The organism is Streptomyces fungicidicus, from assembly GCF_003665435.1.
In the GTDB taxonomy this organism is placed as follows: domain Bacteria; phylum Actinomycetota; class Actinomycetes; order Streptomycetales; family Streptomycetaceae; genus Streptomyces; species Streptomyces fungicidicus.
In genome coordinates this window covers 3,131,405-3,149,138 of the sequence record NZ_CP023407.1, presented here as the reverse complement: position 1 = coordinate 3,149,138, position 17,734 = coordinate 3,131,405, and the positions used below count along the sequence as shown (strand labels likewise).

Sequence of the window (17,734 nt, the reverse complement as noted above, 5' to 3'; positions counted from 1 at the left end):
TCTGTTGTTCGAGGAGTTACGCTAACCGGCCGGTTCGGCACGCGGTGACGTCGTAGCAAAATCGTCGAGTTCCGGATCTGTCCCCGAATCGGGCCACAGTGCGCGAACTCCGCCCATCGCGCCGTGCGGACGGCGCGGCCCCGGATGCGCCTGTATAACGGCATGCAGAGGACCTGAGCGGTGAATAGTCGAGGGGGAGTCACGTCATGAGCGGCACCGGGAGCCCTGCGGCGCGCCTGCAGGCGCTCTTCGAGGGGCATCGGCTGACGCCGACCCAGCGGCGCATCGCGCACAGCATGGTCCGGCGCGCCGCCGACGTGCCGTTCCTGTCCAGCGTGGAGCTGGCCGAGCTGGCCGGGGTCAGCCAGCCGTCGGTGACCCGGTTCGCCGTCGCCCTCGGCTTCGACGGCTATCCGGCGCTGCGCCGGCACCTGCGCGAGGTCGCGCCCGCCGAACCGGCGCCGGAGACCGGCTCCTCCAACGAGTACCAGCAGGCCGTCGAGGCCGAGATCGAGAACCTGCGGCATCTGGCGGAGGTGCTGGCCGACCCCCGGCCGGTGCGGCAGGCCGGGCGCATGCTGGCGGGGAGCCGGCCGCTGCCCGTGCTGGGACTGCGGGCGGCGGCGGCCCAGGCGCACGGCTTCGCGTACTTCGCCGCCAAGGTCCATCCCGACGTACGGCTGCTCAACGAGGGCGGCACCATGCTCCACGACCGGATCGACGCCGCCGCGCGGGCCGGGGCGAGCGCCCTGCTGTGCTTCGCGCTGCCCCGCCATCCCCGGGAGGTCGTCGACGCCCTCATCCACGCCAAGGAGACGGGGCTGACCGTGGTCACCGTCGCCGACTCGCCGTTCGCGCCGGTCGCCGGGCTGTCCGACCTGCTGCTGCCCGCGGCCGTCGGGACCGGCCTCGCCTTCGACACGGCGTGCGCGCCGATGCTGCTGGGCCGGGTGCTGCTGGAGGCGATGTGCGACGACCTGCCCGACGCGCAGGCACGGCTGGAGGAGTTCGACGTGAGGGCGGCGGCGCGCGGACTGTTCGTGGACTGACGGCGGGGCCGTTCGCCGCCGCGCCGTCCTCTCAGACTCGTCTCACCTTGTGCCGCTAGCCTCCCTTGCCCACTGGAGTGAGAGACGGGAGGCCGGAGATGACACGCGGAGGACAGGGGCTGGCCCGGGTGGCCGTCGTCGTGCGGGCCGGGGCCGCGCCGCTGTGGTGGCTGGGAGTGGTCGCGGCGGGCGCCGGGACGCTGGTGCCGGGGCTTACCGGGCGGCGGATCGGGGTGACGGCGGGCGCCGCGCTGTTCCTCGTGGCGGCGGCCGTCGTGGCCTGCGCGGGGCGGGGACGCTACCGCGCCCCGGCCCGTGCGGCGGTCCGGGCGGGCCGGCACGACGTGCTCCAGGACCGGGCGGTGACCGTCCGCAACTGGCGCCGCGGGCACCGCTGGTGGCTGCTGCTCGCCTTCCTCGCCGCGCTGGGCACGGCCTTCGCCGTGCCCGCGGCCGGCGGGATGCTGCTCGCCGGCTGCGGGACCGGACTGTGGCTGAAGGCGGCCTGGATCGGCCGTCTGGAGCAGTCGGACGAGGTGCTGCTGTGGGTGCGCGTCGACTGGCTGCGGGCCGGCGTGGGCCGGCCCGCGGGCAGGAGGGTCAAGGGCTACCGCACCACGGGGATCGCGGCGGGCGACGCGGCGCCGGGCGGCGCGCGCCGCCGGACGCCGGCCCTCGTGTGAGGAGGCCCCGCGGGTGCGCCGTGGTCAGGGAGTGAGGCCCGAGACCAGGGCGTCGGTGTGGGCGGCGCCGGACTCGGTGACGATCTCCTCGACCGTCTGGGGCGTGCGCACCGTCGCGAAGGCGATGCCGGAGTCCCCGCCCGGCACGAAGCCGTAGACACCCGGGCGGGGGAGCGAGTTGTAGGCGTAGTGGTGGGCGAAGTAGTACGCGCCCGTGTCCAGCGCCGCCGCGTGGTCGCCCTGCTCCAGCAGCGGGAGCGACTGCGCCTGGGCGAGCAGGTCGCCCGCGAAGCACGCCGGTCCCGCCACGTCCTGCACGACCGGGGGGCCCTCCTTGGGCCGTCCCTTCGCGTCGTACGCGGCGATCCTCAGCGGCCACGACGCCGGCGCGTAGACCGTCCGCGTCGCCACCTGCACGCCCGCGTGCGTCACGGCGACCGGGCGCCCGCCCGCGCTCTTGGCGTACTCCACGCGCGCCACCACCGTGCCGTGCTTGGCCAGCAGTGACCGCCCGAACTCGGTGACCAGCCCGTACCGCCCGTCGAACAGCCCCGGCACCGCCTCGCTCAGCAGCCGCGCGTACCGCGTGTACGTCGGGGTGCTCTCCTCGGAGGCGAAGTTGACCGGCAGACCGCCGCCGATGTCGATGGTGTCGACCTGCCGCCGTCCCGCCCGGCGGTTGATCTCCTCCGCCAGTTCGTACGTCTCCGTGATGCCCCGCGCCATCATCGACAGCGCGATGCCCTGCGAGCCGGTGTGCGCGTGCAGCCGGGTCAGCCACGGCCGGTCCAGATACGCCCGCACGACCCACTCCCGCGCTCCCTCGTCGCGCAGCGCCACCCCGAACTTCGAGGTCGCCGTGGCCGTCGACAGGGCCTCGATGGAACCACCGCCGACCTGCGGGTTGACGCGTATGCCGACGGGGGAGCGGGAGGCGGAGCCCGCCATCAGGGCGTCGAGGCGGTCCAGCTCCTGCGGGTTGTCCGCGTTGACGGCGATGCCCAGCGCGAGCGCCTCCCGCAGCTCGGCCGGTGTCTTGGCGGGCGAGTCTAGGACGGTCCGCTCCGGCTCCACCCCCGCCGCCCGCGCCAGCGCCAGCTCGCCCGGGCTCGCCACCTCGGCCCCGATGCCCTCCTCCCGCAGCAGCCGCAGCACCGGCACCAGCGGGCTCGCCTTCACCGCGAAGGCGTGCAGCACGGGGGTGCCGGGCGCGGCCACCGCCTCGAACGCCGCCTTCAGCTCGGCCGCCGACTCCCGGATGCCCGTGACGTCGAGCAGGCCCACCAAGGGGTTGTCGGTGTCGAGCAGCCCCTGTTCCACGGCGGCCCGCACCGCCTCGTCCCGCCGGGCCGCCCGTCCCTCGGCGTACGGGTCCCTCTCGTCCGTCCGGCCGTCCTCGTGAGCCACCGCGTTCCCCGTCCCCTCGGTGCTGTGCATGTTCGCGCGCATGCGACCAGCCAAACATCCCTCGCACGGCCGTGCCGAGCCGCCCCTGTCTTGACTAGTTCTATTCAGCTGGTCAGGATGTGAATATCTGCAGTATTCGTCCGCAGGAGGAGGCAGACCATGTCCGGACCCCGACCCGTGCGAGCGCCACGCGGCACGGAACCGAGCGCCCTGGGCTGGCAGCAGGAGGCCGCCCTGCGGATGCTGCAGAACAACCTCGACCCCGAGGTCGCCGAGCACCCCGACAAGCTCGTCGTCTACGGCGGCACCGGCAAGGCGGCCCGCGACTGGCGCTCCTTCGACGCCATGGTCCGCACGCTGCGGACGCTCAAGCAGGACGAGACGATGCTCGTCCAGTCCGGCCGGCCCGTCGGCGTCATGCAGACCCACGAGTGGGCGCCGCGCGTCCTCATCGCCAACTCCAACCTCGTCGGCGACTGGGCCAACTGGGAGGAGTTCCGCCGCCTGGAGGCCCTCGGCCTCACCATGTACGGGCAGATGACCGCCGGCTCCTGGATCTACATCGGCACCCAGGGCATCCTCCAGGGCACCTACGAGACCTTCGCCGCCGTCGCCGCGAAGAAGTTCGGCGGGACGCTGGCCGGGACCATCACGCTCACCGCCGGGCTCGGCGGGATGGGCGGCGCCCAGCCGCTCGCCGTGACGATGAACGACGGCGTGGCGATCTGCGTCGACTGCGACCCGCGCGCCATCGACCGCCGCATCGAGCACCGGTACCTGGACGTGCGGGCCGACTCGCTCGACCACGCGCTGCGGCTGGCCGTCGAGGCCAGGGACCGGCGCGAGCCGCTGTCCATCGGGGTGCTGGGCAACGCGGCCGAGCTGGTGCCGCGGCTGCTCGCCATGGACGCGCCCATCGACATCGTCACCGACCAGACCTCCGCCCACGACCCCCTGGCCTACCTCCCCGCAGGCATGGCCTTCGAAGACATGGCCGACGCCGCCGCGAAGGACCCGGCCGGTTTCACCACGCGTGCGCGGGAGTCCATGGCGCGGCACGTCGAGGCGATGGTCGGCTTCCAGGACGCCGGGGCGGAGGTGTTCGACTACGGCAACTCGATCCGCGGCGAAGCACAACTGGCGGGGTACGAGCGGGCCTTCGCCTTCCCGGGGTTCGTGCCGGCCTACATCCGGCCGCTGTTCTGCGAGGGCAAGGGGCCGTTCCGGTGGGCCGCGCTGTCGGGTGATCCCGCCGACATCGCCAAGACCGACAAGGCGATCCTGGAACTGTTCCCGGAGAACGAGTCCCTGGCGCGCTGGATCAAGCTGGCGGGGGAGCGGGTGCACTTCCAGGGGCTGCCCGCGCGTATCTGCTGGCTGGGGTACGGGGAGCGGGACAAGGCCGGTGAGCGGTTCAACGACATGGTGGCGAGCGGGGAGCTGGCCGCGCCGATCGTGATCGGGCGGGACCACCTCGACTGCGGGTCGGTGGCGTCGCCGTACCGGGAGACCGAGGCGATGCTGGACGGGTCGGACGCGATCGCCGACTGGCCGCTGCTGAACGCGATGGTGAACGTGGCCTCCGGGGCGTCGTGGGTCTCCCTCCACCACGGCGGGGGCGTCGGCATGGGGCGGTCGATCCACGCCGGGCAGGTCACGGTGGCCGACGGGACGGGGCTGGCGGGCGAGAAGATCCGGCGGGTGCTGACGAACGATCCCGGGATGGGTGTCATCCGGCATGTGGACGCCGGGTACGACATCGCGGAGTCGGTGGCCGGTGAGCGGGGCGTGCGGGTGCCGATGCGTGAGGGTGAGGGTGAGTCGGCGTGAGGGACGGCGACGCGTCGGTGGGGGCGGGGGCACCGCCGCCGCCCGCGGGTGCGGCTGTGCCCACCCGCCCCCATGGCCCAAAGGGCATGGGAGGTACCCCCCTCGCCCCGCGGAACGACTGCCCACAGCCTGGAGTGTCCTCGTTCCACGAGATGTGGCGGCAGTTGGCGCGCATCGGGCGGAGCTCCGAATCGGGTGGGTACCGGAGGTTCGCCTGGGGCGGGGCCGACGCCGAGTGCCGGGAGTGGTTCGAGGAGCAGGTGCGTGCGCGCGGGCTGGCGTACGAGGTGGACCGGAACGGCAACCAGTGGGGGTGGCTCGGGGACCCCGCGCGCGGGGACGCCGTCGTCACCGGGTCGCACCTGGACTCGGTGCCCGACGGAGGGGCCTTCGACGGGCCCCTCGGGGTGGTCTCCGCCTTCTCCGCGTTGGACGAACTGCTCCGGCGGGGCGCGCGGTTCACCAAGCCGCTCGGCGTCGTCAACTTCGGGGACGAGGAAGGCGCCCGGTTCGGGCTCGCCTGCGTGGGCTCCCGGCTCACCGCGGGCGCGCTCACCGTCGAGCAGGCCCACCGGCTCACCGACGCGGACGGCATCACGCTCCCGCAGGCCATGGAGGCCGCCGGACACGACCCCGGCACCCTCGGCCCCGACCCCGAACGGCTCGACCGCATCGGTGCCTTCGTCGAACTCCACGTCGAACAGGGCCGCGCCCTCGACCTGTCCGGCGACCGCGTCGGCATCGCCTCCGCCATCTGGCCGCACGGACGCTGGCGGTTCGACTTCCGGGGCGAGGCCAACCACGCCGGCACCACCCGGCTCACCGACCGCCGCGACCCGATGCTGCCGTACGCCGAGACCGTCCTCGCCGCCCGCCGCGAGGCGGAACTCGCCGGCGCCGTGGCCACCTTCGGCAAGATTGCCGTCGAGCCGAACGGCGTCAACGCCATCCCCTCCCTGGTGCGCGGCTGGCTCGACTCCCGCGCCGCCGACCAGGAGAGCCTGGACACCGTCGTCGAGGGCGTACGGAAGGCCGCCCGTGACCACGCGCGGCAGCACGGCGTCACCCTGGACGTCGAACGGGAGTCCTTCACCCCCGTCGTCGAGTTCGACCACGCCCTGCGCGACGAACTCGCCCGCATCCTGGCCGGCGACACCGGCCGCACGGTGCCCGTCCTCGGCACCGGCGCCGGACATGACGCCGGAATCCTCTCCGGACGGGTCCCGACCGCCATGCTGTTCGTGCGCAACCCCACCGGCGTCTCGCACTCCCCGGCCGAGTACGCGACCGAGGACGACTGCGTGGCCGGCGTGACCGCCCTCGCCGGCGTACTGGAAGGACTGGCCTGCACGTGACTGCCACCCCGCGGACGTACTGGCTGGAGCACGCCTGGCTCGGCACCCATGTCGAGCCGGGCGTGGCCCTCGACGTCCGGGACGGCCGCATCCGTGCCGTCCACCCCGGCACCCCCGCCCCGCCGCCCGGCGCCGAGGTACTGCGCGGACTGACCCTCCCGGGACTGGCCAACGCCCACAGCCACGCCTTCCACCGCGCCCTGCGCTCCACCGTCCAGGTCGGCTCCGGGACCTTCTGGACCTGGCGCGAGATCATGTACGCCACGGCCGACCGGCTCACCCCGGACACCTACCACGCCCTCGCCCGCGCCGTGTACGCCGAGATGGCGCTGGCCGGGATCACCACGGTCGGCGAGTTCCACTACGTCCACCACGCGCCCGGCGGCATGCCCTATGCCGACCCCAACGCCATGGGCGAGGCACTCCTCGAGGCCGCCGCCGAGGCCGGCATCCGGATCACCCTCCTAGACACCGCCTACCTCTCCTCCGGCTTCGGACAGCCGCCCACCACCCACCAGCTCCGCTTCTCCGACGGCGACGCGGACGCCTGGGCCCGGCGCTGTTCGGCCCTCCGGGAACGGGAGCACGCCCGGATCGGGGCGGCCGTCCACTCCGTCCGGGCCGTGCCGGCGGACCAGCTGGCGACCGTGGCGGGGTGGGCCGAGGAGCGGGAGGCCCCGCTCCATGTGCATCTGTCGGAGCAGACCGCCGAGAACGACGCCTGCCAGGAGATCCACGGGTGCACCCCGGCGCAGCTGCTGGCCCTGCACGGCGTCCTCGGACCGCGCACCACCGGCGTCCACAACACCCACCTCACCGCCGAGGACATCGCCCTCATCGGCGGCAGCGGTACCGGCACCTGCATGTGCCCGACGACCGAACGCGACCTCGCCGACGGCATCGGACCCGCCGCCGCCCTGCAGAACGAGGGCTCCCCGCTCTCCCTCGGCTCCGACAGCCACGCCGTGATCGACCTGCTCGAGGAGGCACGCGCGATGGAGCTCAACGAGCGTCTGCGCACCCGCAGCCGCGGCCACTGGACGGCCGCCGCGCTGCTGCGGGCGGCCACCGCCGACGGGCACGCGGCCCTCGGCTGGGACGACGCGGGCACCATCGAGGCCGGGGCGCGCGCCGACCTCACCACCCTCGCGCTCGACTCGGTCAGAACGGCGGGGCCGCTGCCCCGACTCGGGGCCGAGACGGCCGTATTCGCCGCGACCGCGGCGGACGTACGGCACACGATCGTGGCGGGCCGGCACGTCGTACGCGACGGGGCGCACACGCGCGTCCCCGACGTACCCGGAGCCCTCGCACAGGCTGTCGCGGCACTGCGCGCCTGACGACCACCCATGAGGACACCATGAGCAGCACCGTCATCAGCGACATCGCCCAGCTGGTCACCAACGACCCCTCCCTCGGTGACGAATCCCCCCTCGGTCTGGTCCGGGACGCGGCCGTCGTCATCGAGGGCGACCGCGTCGTGTGGACCGGTGAATCAAGCAAAGCACCCCCCACTGACAACCGGGTCGACGCCGGAGGCCGGGCGGTCGTCCCGGGCTTCGTCGACTCGCACTCCCACCTGGTCTTCGCCGGCGACCGCACCGAGGAGTTCAACGCCCGCATGTCCGGCCGCCCCTACAGCGCGGGCGGCATCCGCACCACCGTGGCCGCCACCCGGGCCGCGAGCGACGCGGAACTGGAGGCGAACCTCACCCGCCACCTCGCGGAGGCCCTGCGCCAGGGCACCACGACCTTCGAGACCAAGTCCGGCTACGGCCTGACCACCGCGGACGAGGCCCGCGCGCTGCGCCTGGCGGCCCGGCACACCGACGAGGTCACCTTCCTCGGCGCCCACATCGTCGCCCCCGAGTACGCCGGGGACCCGGCCGCCTACGTGGACCTGGTCACCGGCGAGATGCTGGACGCCTGCGCGCCGCACGCCCGCTGGATCGACGTGTTCTGCGAGGAGGGGGCGTTCGACGGCGACCAGGCCCGCGCGATCCTCACCGCGGGCAGGGCGAAGGGCCTGCACCCGCGCGTCCACGCCAACCAGCTGACGTACGGGCCCGGCGTCCGGCTCGCCGTCGAACTCGACGCGGCCAGCGCCGACCACTGCACCCACCTCGGCGACACCGACGTCGACGCCCTCGCGAGCGGCCGCACGGTCGCCACCCTGCTGCCCGGCGCCGAGTTCTCCACCCGCGCCGAGTGGCCCGACGCCCGCCGGCTGCTGGACGCCGGCGTCACGGTCGCGCTGTCCACGGACTGCAACCCCGGCTCGTCCTTCACGTCCTCCGTGCCCTTCTGCGTCGCGCTCGCGGTGCGGGACATGGGGATGACGCCCGACGAGGCGGTCTGGTCGGCCACGGCGGGCGGCGCGGCGGCCCTGCGCCGCACCGACATCGGCCGGCTGACCCCGGGCGCGTACGCCGACCTCACCCTGCTCGACGCCCCGAGCCACGTCCACCTCGCCTACCGGCCCGGTGTGCCGCTGGTCGCCGGGGTGTGGCGGCGGGGCGTACGCGAGGTGTGAGCCGCGGGCCCCCGGACAGCCCGAAGGGGGCGGCCCGGCCCGGACCGCCCCCTGGAGGACAGGTGTCACCCGGTGAGGATCATTCCTCGACCGTGAGCCCCTTGCGCAGTTTCACCAGCGTCCGCGAGAGCAGGCGCGAGACGTGCATCTGGGAGATGCCCAGCTCCTCGCCGATCTCCGACTGGGTCATGCCCGCGACGAAGCGCAGCGAGAGGATCTTCCGGTCCCGCGGCGGCAGTTCGGCGATCAGCGGTTTCAGCGACTCGACGTACTCGATGCCCTCGAGGCCGTGGTCCTCGTAGCCGATCCGGTCCGCCAGCGCACCCTCGGCGTCGTCCTCCTCCGGCTGGGCGTCCAGCGAGGAGGCGGTGTAGGCGTTCGAGGCCGCCATGCCCTCGACGACCTCCTCGTTGGTGATGCCCAGGCGCTCCGCCAGTTCGGCCACCGTCGGCGAGCGGTCGAGCTGCTGGGCGAGTTCGTCCCCGGCCTTGGCCAGGTCGAGCCGGAGCTCCTGCAGCCGGCGCGGTACGCGGACGGACCACGAGGTGTCGCGGAAGAAGCGCTTGATCTCACCGATGATGGTGGGCATCGCGAAGGTGGGGAACTCCACCCCGCGCGACAGCTCGAAGCGGTCGATCGCCTTGATCAGGCCGATGGTGCCGACCTGGATGATGTCTTCCATGGGCTCGCTGCGCGAGCGGAAGCGCGAGGCCGCGAACTTGACCAGGGCGAGGTTCAGCTCGACGAGCGTGTTGCGTACGTACGAGTACTCGGAGGTGCCTTCCTCCAGCGACTCGAGGCGCTCGAAGAGGGTCTTGGAGAGGGCTCGCGCGTCGACCGGGCCCACCTCCTCGTACGGGGGGATCTCCGGAAGTCCGGCGAGGAGGTCGTCCGGGACGACACCGGGGTCGTCCTGCTCGATGGGATCCAGATGTTCCGGAGGGAGTGTCGACGTCGCTCTCGGGGTAGGCGATGCGTCGAGCCGGGGTGACATGATGTCCTCCATCGTTCTCGGCATATGGCTGCCGAAGCCGATACGTGCACTGCGGTGTGCGGCGCCTCCAAAGCCGGCCGTGTCGGGTGTGTTCTTACTAGCCCTACCCGTTTTCCCGAGCCGATCGCAAGTGCGTTCTGTTGGTGTATGTCCGTTTGTGCGTGATTGTTCGGCTGTCGCAGCGTTGCCGGAAGGCGTAATGTTCGAGGACGTCAGCACACAGCCGAGGTCGGGAGAGAGAGACGGCATGGACCGCGGGACGGTCGGCAGCGCACAGTCGGGCCGGCTTCTGGTCGAGGTGCGAGAAGAGGGCCCCAGTGCCGTCGTGACTCCGGCGGGTGAGTTGGATCACCACACCGCCGATCTGTTGCGTGAGCCGCTGGAGGACTGCCTCGCCAAGGGGTACAAGCGGCTTGTCATCGACTGCTCCCGGCTGGAGTTCTGTGACTCCACCGGGCTCAACGTGCTGCTCGGAGCCCGGCTGAAGGCCGAGGCGGCAGGGGGCGGAGTCCATCTCGCGGGGATGCAGCCCGTGGTGGCGCGCGTCTTCGAGATCACGGGAGCGGACGCGGTGTTCACGGTCCACGACACTCTCGAGGCGGCGCTGGCCGACGATTCCGCGTGACCCGCGCGAGCGGGCCCGGACGGGCGCTCACCACCCCCACGCGACAGCGGGATCCCCTCCGTCGCGCCTTTTCGCGCGAATACATGGGTGTTCCCTCGATCCGCCCGGGCAGGAGACACCCTGAACGTGCGGGACGCGGTGGTCGCGAGAGCGCCGGGAACCGGACGGTCCGTGCACGCGTGACTGAACGGGTACGGAATCTTGTGATTCGTGAACTGGTGACACGGTGAGGTGAAGCGCTGATGAGCACCACCCGGCCCTACTCGCCGGGCGACCGCGGGCCGGAGCCCAGCGGCGCTTCCGGGACTTCCGGGGGCGGCGTGCCGGCGGGGAGCGCGTCCGACGGGGGCGTAGCCGTGCCGACGGCGCCGCCGGAGTCCTCGGGTACCCCGGACGGCGGCAGGGTCCGCCGGCTGAGCTTCGACGGCCAGAGCGGCGTCGTACCGCTGGCCCGCGACTTCACCCGCCAGGCGCTGTACGCGTGGGGCTGGCTGCCCGCCGCCACCGCCGACCAGCGGGCCGCCGCCGAGGACGTCCTGCTGGTCGTCTCCGAGCTGGTCACCAACGCGTGCCTGCACGCCGAGGGACCGGACCGGCTGGCCATCTCCTGCGACCGGAAGGTGATCCGGATCGAGGTCACCGACCGGGGCACGGGCCAGCCCGCCCCGCGCACCCCGCACCGGGCCGGCCGCCCCGGCGGCCACGGCATGTTCATCGTGCAGCGCCTCTGCCTCGACTGGGGGGTCGTACGGGCCCCGGACGTCGCGGGCAAGACGGTCTGGGCGGAACTCGGGGCGCCGGCGTAACGCCGTACCACCCCGCAGGAGCAGCGCCACCGCAGCAGGAACGGCACCACCGCACCAGGGCAAGCCGAAGGGCCCCGCATCCGATCAGGATGCGGGGCCCTTCGGTTCGAGCCGTGGGGGGACTCAGCGCACGTCGCCCATGAGGGCCTTGACCTTCTTGCGGTACATCCACACCGCGACACCGGCGAGCACGGCGAGGCTCGCCTCCATCGCGACGATGCCCGTCTTGTTCAGGTCGACGCCGGCGATGGACAGCAGGCCGGTCGTGGCGTCACCGGCGGTGACGGCCAGGAACCAGACACCCATCATCTGCGAGGCGTACTTCGCGGGCGCCATCTTCGTGGTGACCGACAGGCCGACCGGGGAGAGCAGCAGCTCACCGACGGTCTGCGTGAAGTAGATCGCCACCAGCCACATCGCCGCGGCCTTGTGACCGCCCTCGGCGATCGACAGCGGGGCCAGGAAGAGGAAGAAGGACGCGCCGACCAGCACCAGACCGGAGCCGAACTTCACGATGGTGCTCGGCTCCTTGCCGCGCCGGTTCAGCGCCAGCCAGAACCAGGCGAAGACCGGGGCCAGCGCCATGATCAGCACCGGGTTCACGGACTGGTACCAGGAGACCGGGAACTGCCAGCCGAGGACGCTGTTCTCGGCCGAGGAGTCGGCGAAGATCGACAGCGTCGAGCCGCCCTGGTCGTAGATCATCCAGAAGACGGCCGCGGCGACGAAGAACCAGATGTAGGCGGACATCTTCGACTGCTCGGCGCGATCCAGGTCCTTGTCGCGCTTGATGCGCGCCAGCACCATCACCGGGATGATCACGCCGAGCAGCGTCAGCGGGACCAGGACCCAGTTCAGCGTGTAGTTGCCGGAGAGGCCGAGGGCGGCGTAGGCGACGACGGCGATGCCCGCCCAGAGGGCGGCCTTGCGCAGGGTCGAGGACTTCTCCTCGGACGACAGCGGCTTGGGGACGACGCTGGAGTGCGCGTCCAGGTGGCGGCTGCCCAGCAGGAACTGCACCAGGCCCAGGCCCATGCCCAGCGCGGCGAGCGCGAAGCCCAGGTGCCAGTTGACGCTCTCACCGACGGTGCCGATGATCAGCGGCGCGGCGAAGGCGCCCAGGTTGATGCCCATGTAGAAGACGGTGAAGCCACCGTCGCGGCGCGGGTCGTCCGGGCCCTTGTAGAGGTGGCCGACCATCGTGGAGATGTTGGCCTTCAGCAGACCCGAGCCGATGGCGACCAGGCCGAGACCCGCGTAGAAGGTGCCCGAGGTGGGCAGCGCCAGCGTCAGGTGGCCCGCCATGATGACCGCGCCGGCGACGGCGACGGTCTTGCGGGGACCCCAGACCCGGTCGCCGAACCAGCCGCCGGGCATGGCGAGCAGGTACACGAGCGAGACGTACACCGAGTAGATCGCCGTCGCGGTGCCGGCGCTGAGGGCCAGGCCGCCCGGCGCGACGAGGTACAGCGGGAGGAGAGCGCGCATGCCGTAGTAGGAGAAGCGCTCCCACATCTCGGTCATGAAGAGTGTGGCCAGTCCGCGGGGGTGGCCGAAGAAGGTCTTCTCGGAACCGGGGGTGCCCGGAGTGACCGAGTCCTTCGTCAGGCTGGACGCCATGGTCGTTCCTTGCTGGTCGGGACGCGTCGCGCGAGCGTGTACGCGCCCGGTGGGGGGCGGCCGGCACCGGCAGGGTCGCACCGTCCGCCCCACGCCCCAGGGCGGCCGCTCCGGGTCACGGAGCGGCGGACGACGACCACCGGGATCCACGCCTCAGCGCGCATCGGTGCGCGGTTGAGGCCCGGCCACAGGTCATTCCTTCAGGGGCCGGCTCGAAGGCCGGCCCGCACACGAAAGAGACCTTCGGCGTCAAGTGCGCCAAAGGTCCCCGTGGTGCAACAGGCGTTGATTCACCATACGGCAGTACAGTGCCGGATATGGAAGGACTTGAGACACGGATCACAGGTTTCAGTGGAACCGCGATCACGCATTCGAAGGTCCCTCCCAGGGTCGCACCCCACAGCCGCAGGTCCGTCTCCGGGCGCCGGAGGTGAGAAACGGGTATGCCGGAGGTAAGAATCAACGCGGGTGATCACACCCCGGGCCCCTTGGCGGCGGGTCTACCATCACTGGCATGACCCGTGTACTGCTCGCCGAGGACGACGCGTCCATCTCGGAGCCGCTGGCCCGCGCCCTGCGCCGGGAGGGCTACGAAGTCGAGGTGCGTGAGGACGGACCCGCCGCACTCGAAGCCGGCATGCGGGGCGGCATCGACCTGGTGGTCCTCGACCTCGGACTGCCCGGCATGGACGGCCTGGAGGTCGCCCGCAGGCTCCGCTCCGAGGGGCACACGGTTCCCCTGCTGATCCTGACCGCCCGCGCCGACGAGGTGGACACGGTCGTCGGCCTCGACGCGGGCGCCGACGACTACGTCACCAAGCCGTTCCGGCTCGCCGAGCTGCTGGCCCGGGTACGGGCCCTGCTGCGGCGCGGCGCGTCCGAGCCCCAGCAGCCGCCCGCCACCCACGGGGTGCGCATCGACGTCGAGTCGCACCGGGCGTGGATGGGCGACGAGGAGCTGCAGCTCACCGCGAAGGAGTTCGACCTGCTGCGGGTGCTGGTGCGCGACGCGGGCCGGGTCGTCACCCGCGACCAGCTGATGCGGGAGGTCTGGGACACCACCTGGTGGTCCTCCACCAAGACCCTCGACATGCACATCTCCTGGCTGCGCAAGAAGCTGGGCGACGACGCGGCCAACCCGCGCTACATCGCCACCGTGCGAGGCGTGGGCTTCCGCTTCGAGAAGAGCTAGCGAGACCCCGCCGGGGTCTCTTCGTCTTGGGTAAGAGGACATGCGCCGCCGCCTGATCCAGTCCACGCTCGCCGTGGTGCTCGTCGTCATCGCCGTCTTCGGCGTCTCCCTGGTGATCGTCGAGACCCGCACGATCAGCGAGAGCGCCCGGGAACGGGTGGAGTCCGAGGCGGTGCGGCTGGCCAGCATCGTCGACAGCCGGCTGCTCGTCGAGGACAAGGTCACCGCCGAGATCATCAGCGACCAGGTCGCCGAGGACCGGTACGCCGTCATCCGGATCCCCGGCAAGCCGCCCATCGAGGTCGGCGCCAAGCCGGAGGGCGACGTCATCAGCGCCACGGCGCCCGGCGAGGAGGGCGAGACGGTCACCGTGCAGGAGCCGCGCTCCTCGGTGACCCGGGAGGTCGGCCGCACGCTGCTGATCATCGGCCTGGTGGCGCTGCTCGCGGTGATCGCGGCGGTGCTGCTGGCGGTCCGCCAGGCCAGCCGGCTGGCCTCCCCGCTGACCGACCTCGCGGAGACCGCCGAGCGCCTCGGCTCCGGCGACCCGCGCCCCCGCCACCGCCGCTACGGCGTGCCCGAGCTGGACCGGGTCGCGGACGTGCTGGACCGCTCCGCCGAGCGGATCGCCCGGATGCTGACCGCGGAGCGGCGCCTCGCCGCCGACGCCTCCCACCAGCTGCGCACCCCCCTCACCGCGCTGTCCATGCGCCTGGAGGAGATCACCCTCACCGACGACCCGGACACGGTGAAGGAGGAGGCCACAATTGCGCTGGCGCAGGTGGAGCGGCTGACGGACGTGGTGGAGCGGCTGCTGACCAACTCCCGCGACCCGCGCACCGGCTCCGCGGTCACCTTCGACCTGGACGAGGTGATCAAGCAGCAGCTCGCCGAGTGGCGCCCCGCCTACCGCAGCGCGGGCCGCGCGATCGTCACCTCGGGCAAGCGGGAGCTGCGGGCGGTGGGCACCCCGGGCGCGGTCGCCCAGGTGCTGGCGGCGCTGATCGAGAACTCGCTGATGCACGGGGGCGGCACGGTCGCCCTGCGCACCCGGGTCACCGGCAACCAGGTCGTCGTGGAGGTCACCGACGAGGGGCCCGGCGTCCCCGCCGACCTGGGCGCGCGGATCTTCGAGAGGGCCATCAGCGGCCGCAACTCCACCGGCATCGGGCTCGCCGTCGCCCGGGACCTGGCGGAGGCCGACGGCGGCCGTCTGGAGATGCTGCAGGCCGGCCCGCCCGTCTTCGGCCTGTTCCTCTCCCGCACGCCCCCGCAGAAGTCCCCGGACGACGAGACCCGCCGCACGGTGCGCTGACGGGCCCCGGACGGGCCCTACGGCACGCGCTGTGTCCGGCGGGAGCCGTCGGAGGACGCGCTCCGCGCCACCGGCTCGCGGGCCGGGATCGCACGGAACACCCAGGTGCGGTACGACCAGAAGCGGAACAGGGTCGCGACGCCGATGCCGAGGAACTTGAAGACGTTGCTCTGCAGCGGGCTGTCCCAGCCGAATCCGTAGGTCGCCGTGTAGAGCACGCCGTTCTCGATCACCAGGCCGATGGCGCTGTACAGCAGGAACAGGGACATCTCACGGGTGCGCCCGGACTTGTCGCGGTCCCGGTAGGTGAAATACCGGAAGCCGACGTAGTTGAAGACGATCGCCACGATGGTGGCGATGACGCTCGCCCGCACCACCTGGAGGTCGGTCACCTGCCGGACCAGGTTGAACACGCCCAGGTTGACCAGTACCCCGGCTCCTCCGACCGCGCCGAACTTGGCCGCTTCCCGGAAAAGCCGTCGAAGCCCCGAGGAACCACGTTCCATCGTCCGCAGGCTCCCGTCCGTCGAATGCGTCAACCCAGTCATGCTAACCACCCGCCCGCGCGATCTTCCTGCCGACGTGGAGGTCGGGCGGGGGACTTCGGCTTCCTACGGGAGCGAAATCGGCCACCGTGGCGCGGGCCGATACCCTGGGGGCGTGACGTTCCCGGTAGTCGGCATGGTCGGCGGCGGTCAGCTCGCTCGTATGACACACGAGGCAGGCATCCCCCTCGGCATCAGGTTCAAGCTCCTCAGTGACACTCCGCAGGATTCCGCGGCGCAGGTGGTCGGCGATGTCGTCGTCGGCGACTACCGCGACCTGGAGACGCTGCGCGCGTTCGCGCGCGGCTGCGACGTGATCACCTTCGACCACGAGCACGTGCCCACCGAGCACCTCAGGGCCCTCGAGGCGGACGGCGTCCCCGTCCGCCCCGGCCCCGACGCGCTCGTGCACGCCCAGGACAAGGGCGTGATGCGCGCGAAGCTCGACGCGATCGGCGTGCCCTGCCCGCGGCACCGCATCGTGGACGGCCCCGAGGACGTGGCGGCGTTCGCCGCCGAGGGGGAGGGTTTCCCCGTCGTCCTCAAGACCGTCCGCGGCGGCTACGACGGCAAGGGCGTGTGGGTCGTCGACTCCGCGGAGGAGGCCGCCGAGCCCTTCAAGGCCGGCGTTCCCGTCCTCGCCGAGGAGAAGGTCGACTTCGTGCGCGAGCTGGCCGCCAACGTGGTCCGCTCCCCGCACGGCCAGGCTGTCGCCTACCCGGTCGTGGAGTCCCGCCAGGTGAACGGCGTCTGCGACACGGTGATCGCGCCCGCCCCCGGCCTCGACGAGGAGCTCGCGCTGCGCGCCGAGGAGATGGCGCTGAACATCGCCAGGGAACTCGGCGTCGTCGGCCACCTCGCGGTCGAGCTGTTCCAGACCCGCGACGGCCGGATCCTCGTCAACGAACTCGCGATGCGCCCGCACAACTCCGGCCACTGGAGCCAGGACGGCGCGATCACCTCGCAGTTCGCCAACCACGTCCGCGCCGTCCTCGACCTCCCGCTGGGCGACCCGCGCCCGCGCGCGAAGTGGACGGTCATGGTGAACGTCCTCGGCGGCGACTACCCGGACATGTACTCCGCGTACCTGCACTGCATGGCCCGCGACCCCCAGCTGAAGATCCACATGTACGGCAAGGACGTGAAGCCCGGCCGCAAGGTCGGCCACGTCAACACCTACGGCGACGACCTGGACGACGTGCTGGAGCGCGCCCGTCACGCAGCCGGCTACCTGAGAGGCACGATCACCGAATGAGCCCGGTCGTAGGCATTGTCATGGGGTCGGACTCCGACTGGCCCGTCATGGAGGCGGCCGCCAAGGCCCTCGACGAGTTCGAGATCGGCTACGAGGTCGACGTCGTCTCCGCGCACCGCATGCCCCGCGAGATGATCGCGTACGGCGAGCAGGCCGCGGACCGTGGACTCAAGGCGATCATCGCGGGCGCGGGCGGCGCCGCCCACCTCCCCGGCATGCTCGCCTCGGTCACCCCGCTGCCGGTCATCGGTGTGCCCGTGCCGCTGAAGTACCTCGACGGCATGGACTCCCTGCTGTCCATCGTGCAGATGCCGGCCGGGGTCCCGGTCGCCACCGTCTCCGTGGGCGGGGCGCGCAACGCGGGCCTGCTCGCGGCCCGGATCCTCGCCAGCCACGACGAGGAACTCCTCGGCCGCATGCGGGAGTTCCAGCAGGAGCTGAACGACCAGGCGACCGAGAAGGGCAAGCGCCTGCGGTCCAAGGTCGAGGGGTCCGCGAGCGGCTTCGGCTTCGGGAAGTGAGCGG

The 17,734-nt window shown here is 72.3% G+C and carries 16 protein-coding genes; 12 read left to right on the top strand and 4 right to left on the bottom strand.

Features of this window, described 5'->3' with window-relative positions; translation table 11 throughout:
- The first annotated feature begins 206 nt into the window (after positions 1-206).
- Together CNQ36_RS14115 and CNQ36_RS14110 are read left to right on the top strand one after the other, a co-directional pair.
- Positions 207-1,049: a MurR/RpiR family transcriptional regulator gene (locus CNQ36_RS14115; RefSeq protein WP_121546264.1), complete on the top strand. Its 843-nt coding sequence runs from the start codon at positions 207-209 to the stop codon at positions 1,047-1,049.
- A 98-nt stretch (positions 1,050-1,147) separates the two neighbouring features.
- Complete coding sequence (locus tag CNQ36_RS14110; RefSeq protein ID WP_121546263.1) at positions 1,148-1,732, top strand: hypothetical protein; 585 nt, start codon at positions 1,148-1,150, stop codon at positions 1,730-1,732.
- A 24-nt stretch (positions 1,733-1,756) separates the two neighbouring features.
- Here the strand turns inward: CNQ36_RS14110 and CNQ36_RS14105 are convergent, their stop codons facing one another.
- Positions 1,757-3,181: a type III PLP-dependent enzyme domain-containing protein gene (locus CNQ36_RS14105; protein WP_228312972.1), complete on the bottom strand. Its 1,425-nt coding sequence runs from the start codon at positions 3,179-3,181 to the stop codon at positions 1,757-1,759.
- 117 nt (positions 3,182-3,298) lie between these two features.
- Between CNQ36_RS14105 and hutU the strand changes: the two genes are divergently transcribed.
- From hutU to hutI, 4 genes are all read left to right on the top strand, one after another.
- A complete protein-coding gene (gene hutU, locus CNQ36_RS14100; RefSeq protein ID WP_121546262.1) occupies positions 3,299-4,969 on the top strand; it encodes a urocanate hydratase in 1,671 nt (556 codons plus the stop codon).
- An 86-nt stretch (positions 4,970-5,055) separates the two neighbouring features.
- Positions 5,056-6,324, top strand: a complete 1,269-nt coding sequence (locus tag CNQ36_RS14095) for an allantoate amidohydrolase (RefSeq protein WP_121546261.1) — start codon at positions 5,056-5,058, stop codon at positions 6,322-6,324.
- Entirely contained in the window at positions 6,321-7,664 is a 1,344-nt protein-coding gene (locus CNQ36_RS14090; RefSeq protein WP_121546260.1) for a formimidoylglutamate deiminase, read from the top strand. Before CNQ36_RS14095 ends, CNQ36_RS14090 begins: the two co-directional genes overlap by 4 nt.
- A gap of 20 nt (positions 7,665-7,684) precedes the next feature.
- Positions 7,685-8,857: an imidazolonepropionase gene (gene hutI, locus CNQ36_RS14085; protein ID WP_121546259.1), complete on the top strand. Its 1,173-nt coding sequence runs from the start codon at positions 7,685-7,687 to the stop codon at positions 8,855-8,857.
- Positions 8,858-8,936: 79 nt separating this feature from the next.
- Here the strand turns inward: hutI and CNQ36_RS14080 are convergent, their stop codons facing one another.
- Positions 8,937-9,863 carry an RNA polymerase sigma factor SigF gene (locus CNQ36_RS14080; RefSeq protein WP_163013265.1) on the bottom strand — a complete coding sequence of 309 codons (927 nt, stop codon included), beginning with the start codon at positions 9,861-9,863 and terminating at the stop codon, positions 8,937-8,939.
- A 235-nt stretch (positions 9,864-10,098) separates the two neighbouring features.
- On the opposite strand from CNQ36_RS14080, the gene CNQ36_RS14075 reads away from it, so the two are divergent.
- Together CNQ36_RS14075 and CNQ36_RS14070 are read left to right on the top strand one after the other, a co-directional pair.
- A complete protein-coding gene (locus CNQ36_RS14075; RefSeq protein WP_004930512.1) occupies positions 10,099-10,476 on the top strand; it encodes an STAS domain-containing protein in 378 nt (125 codons plus the stop codon).
- Between the two features lie 242 nt (positions 10,477-10,718).
- Positions 10,719-11,282 carry an ATP-binding protein gene (locus CNQ36_RS14070; protein WP_121546258.1) on the top strand — a complete coding sequence of 188 codons (564 nt, stop codon included), beginning with the start codon at positions 10,719-10,721 and terminating at the stop codon, positions 11,280-11,282.
- 123 nt (positions 11,283-11,405) lie between these two features.
- On the opposite strand, the gene CNQ36_RS14065 is transcribed toward CNQ36_RS14070, so the two are convergent.
- Positions 11,406-12,902 carry an oligopeptide:H+ symporter gene (locus CNQ36_RS14065; protein ID WP_004930516.1) on the bottom strand — a complete coding sequence of 499 codons (1,497 nt, stop codon included), beginning with the start codon at positions 12,900-12,902 and terminating at the stop codon, positions 11,406-11,408.
- A gap of 514 nt (positions 12,903-13,416) precedes the next feature.
- On the opposite strand from CNQ36_RS14065, the gene CNQ36_RS14060 reads away from it, so the two are divergent.
- Entirely contained in the window at positions 13,417-14,094 is a 678-nt protein-coding gene (locus tag CNQ36_RS14060; protein ID WP_004930519.1) for a response regulator transcription factor, read from the top strand.
- Positions 14,095-14,134: 40 nt separating this feature from the next.
- Positions 14,135-15,409 carry an ATP-binding protein gene (locus CNQ36_RS14055; RefSeq protein WP_004930521.1) on the top strand — a complete coding sequence of 425 codons (1,275 nt, stop codon included), beginning with the start codon at positions 14,135-14,137 and terminating at the stop codon, positions 15,407-15,409.
- 17 nt (positions 15,410-15,426) lie between these two features.
- Here CNQ36_RS14055 and CNQ36_RS14050 read toward each other — a convergent pair whose 3' ends face one another.
- Entirely contained in the window at positions 15,427-15,915 is a 489-nt protein-coding gene (locus tag CNQ36_RS14050; RefSeq protein ID WP_121546257.1) for a GtrA family protein, read from the bottom strand.
- Between the two features lie 154 nt (positions 15,916-16,069).
- On the opposite strand from CNQ36_RS14050, the gene CNQ36_RS14045 reads away from it, so the two are divergent.
- Together CNQ36_RS14045 and purE are read left to right on the top strand one after the other, a co-directional pair.
- Positions 16,070-17,209, top strand: coding sequence for a 5-(carboxyamino)imidazole ribonucleotide synthase (locus tag CNQ36_RS14045; RefSeq protein WP_121546256.1), 1,140 nt, complete (start codon positions 16,070-16,072; stop codon positions 17,207-17,209).
- Positions 17,206-17,730, top strand: coding sequence for a 5-(carboxyamino)imidazole ribonucleotide mutase (purE, locus tag CNQ36_RS14040; RefSeq protein WP_004930525.1), 525 nt, complete (start codon positions 17,206-17,208; stop codon positions 17,728-17,730). Before CNQ36_RS14045 ends, purE begins: the two co-directional genes overlap by 4 nt.
- Positions 17,731-17,734 lie beyond the last annotated feature (4 nt).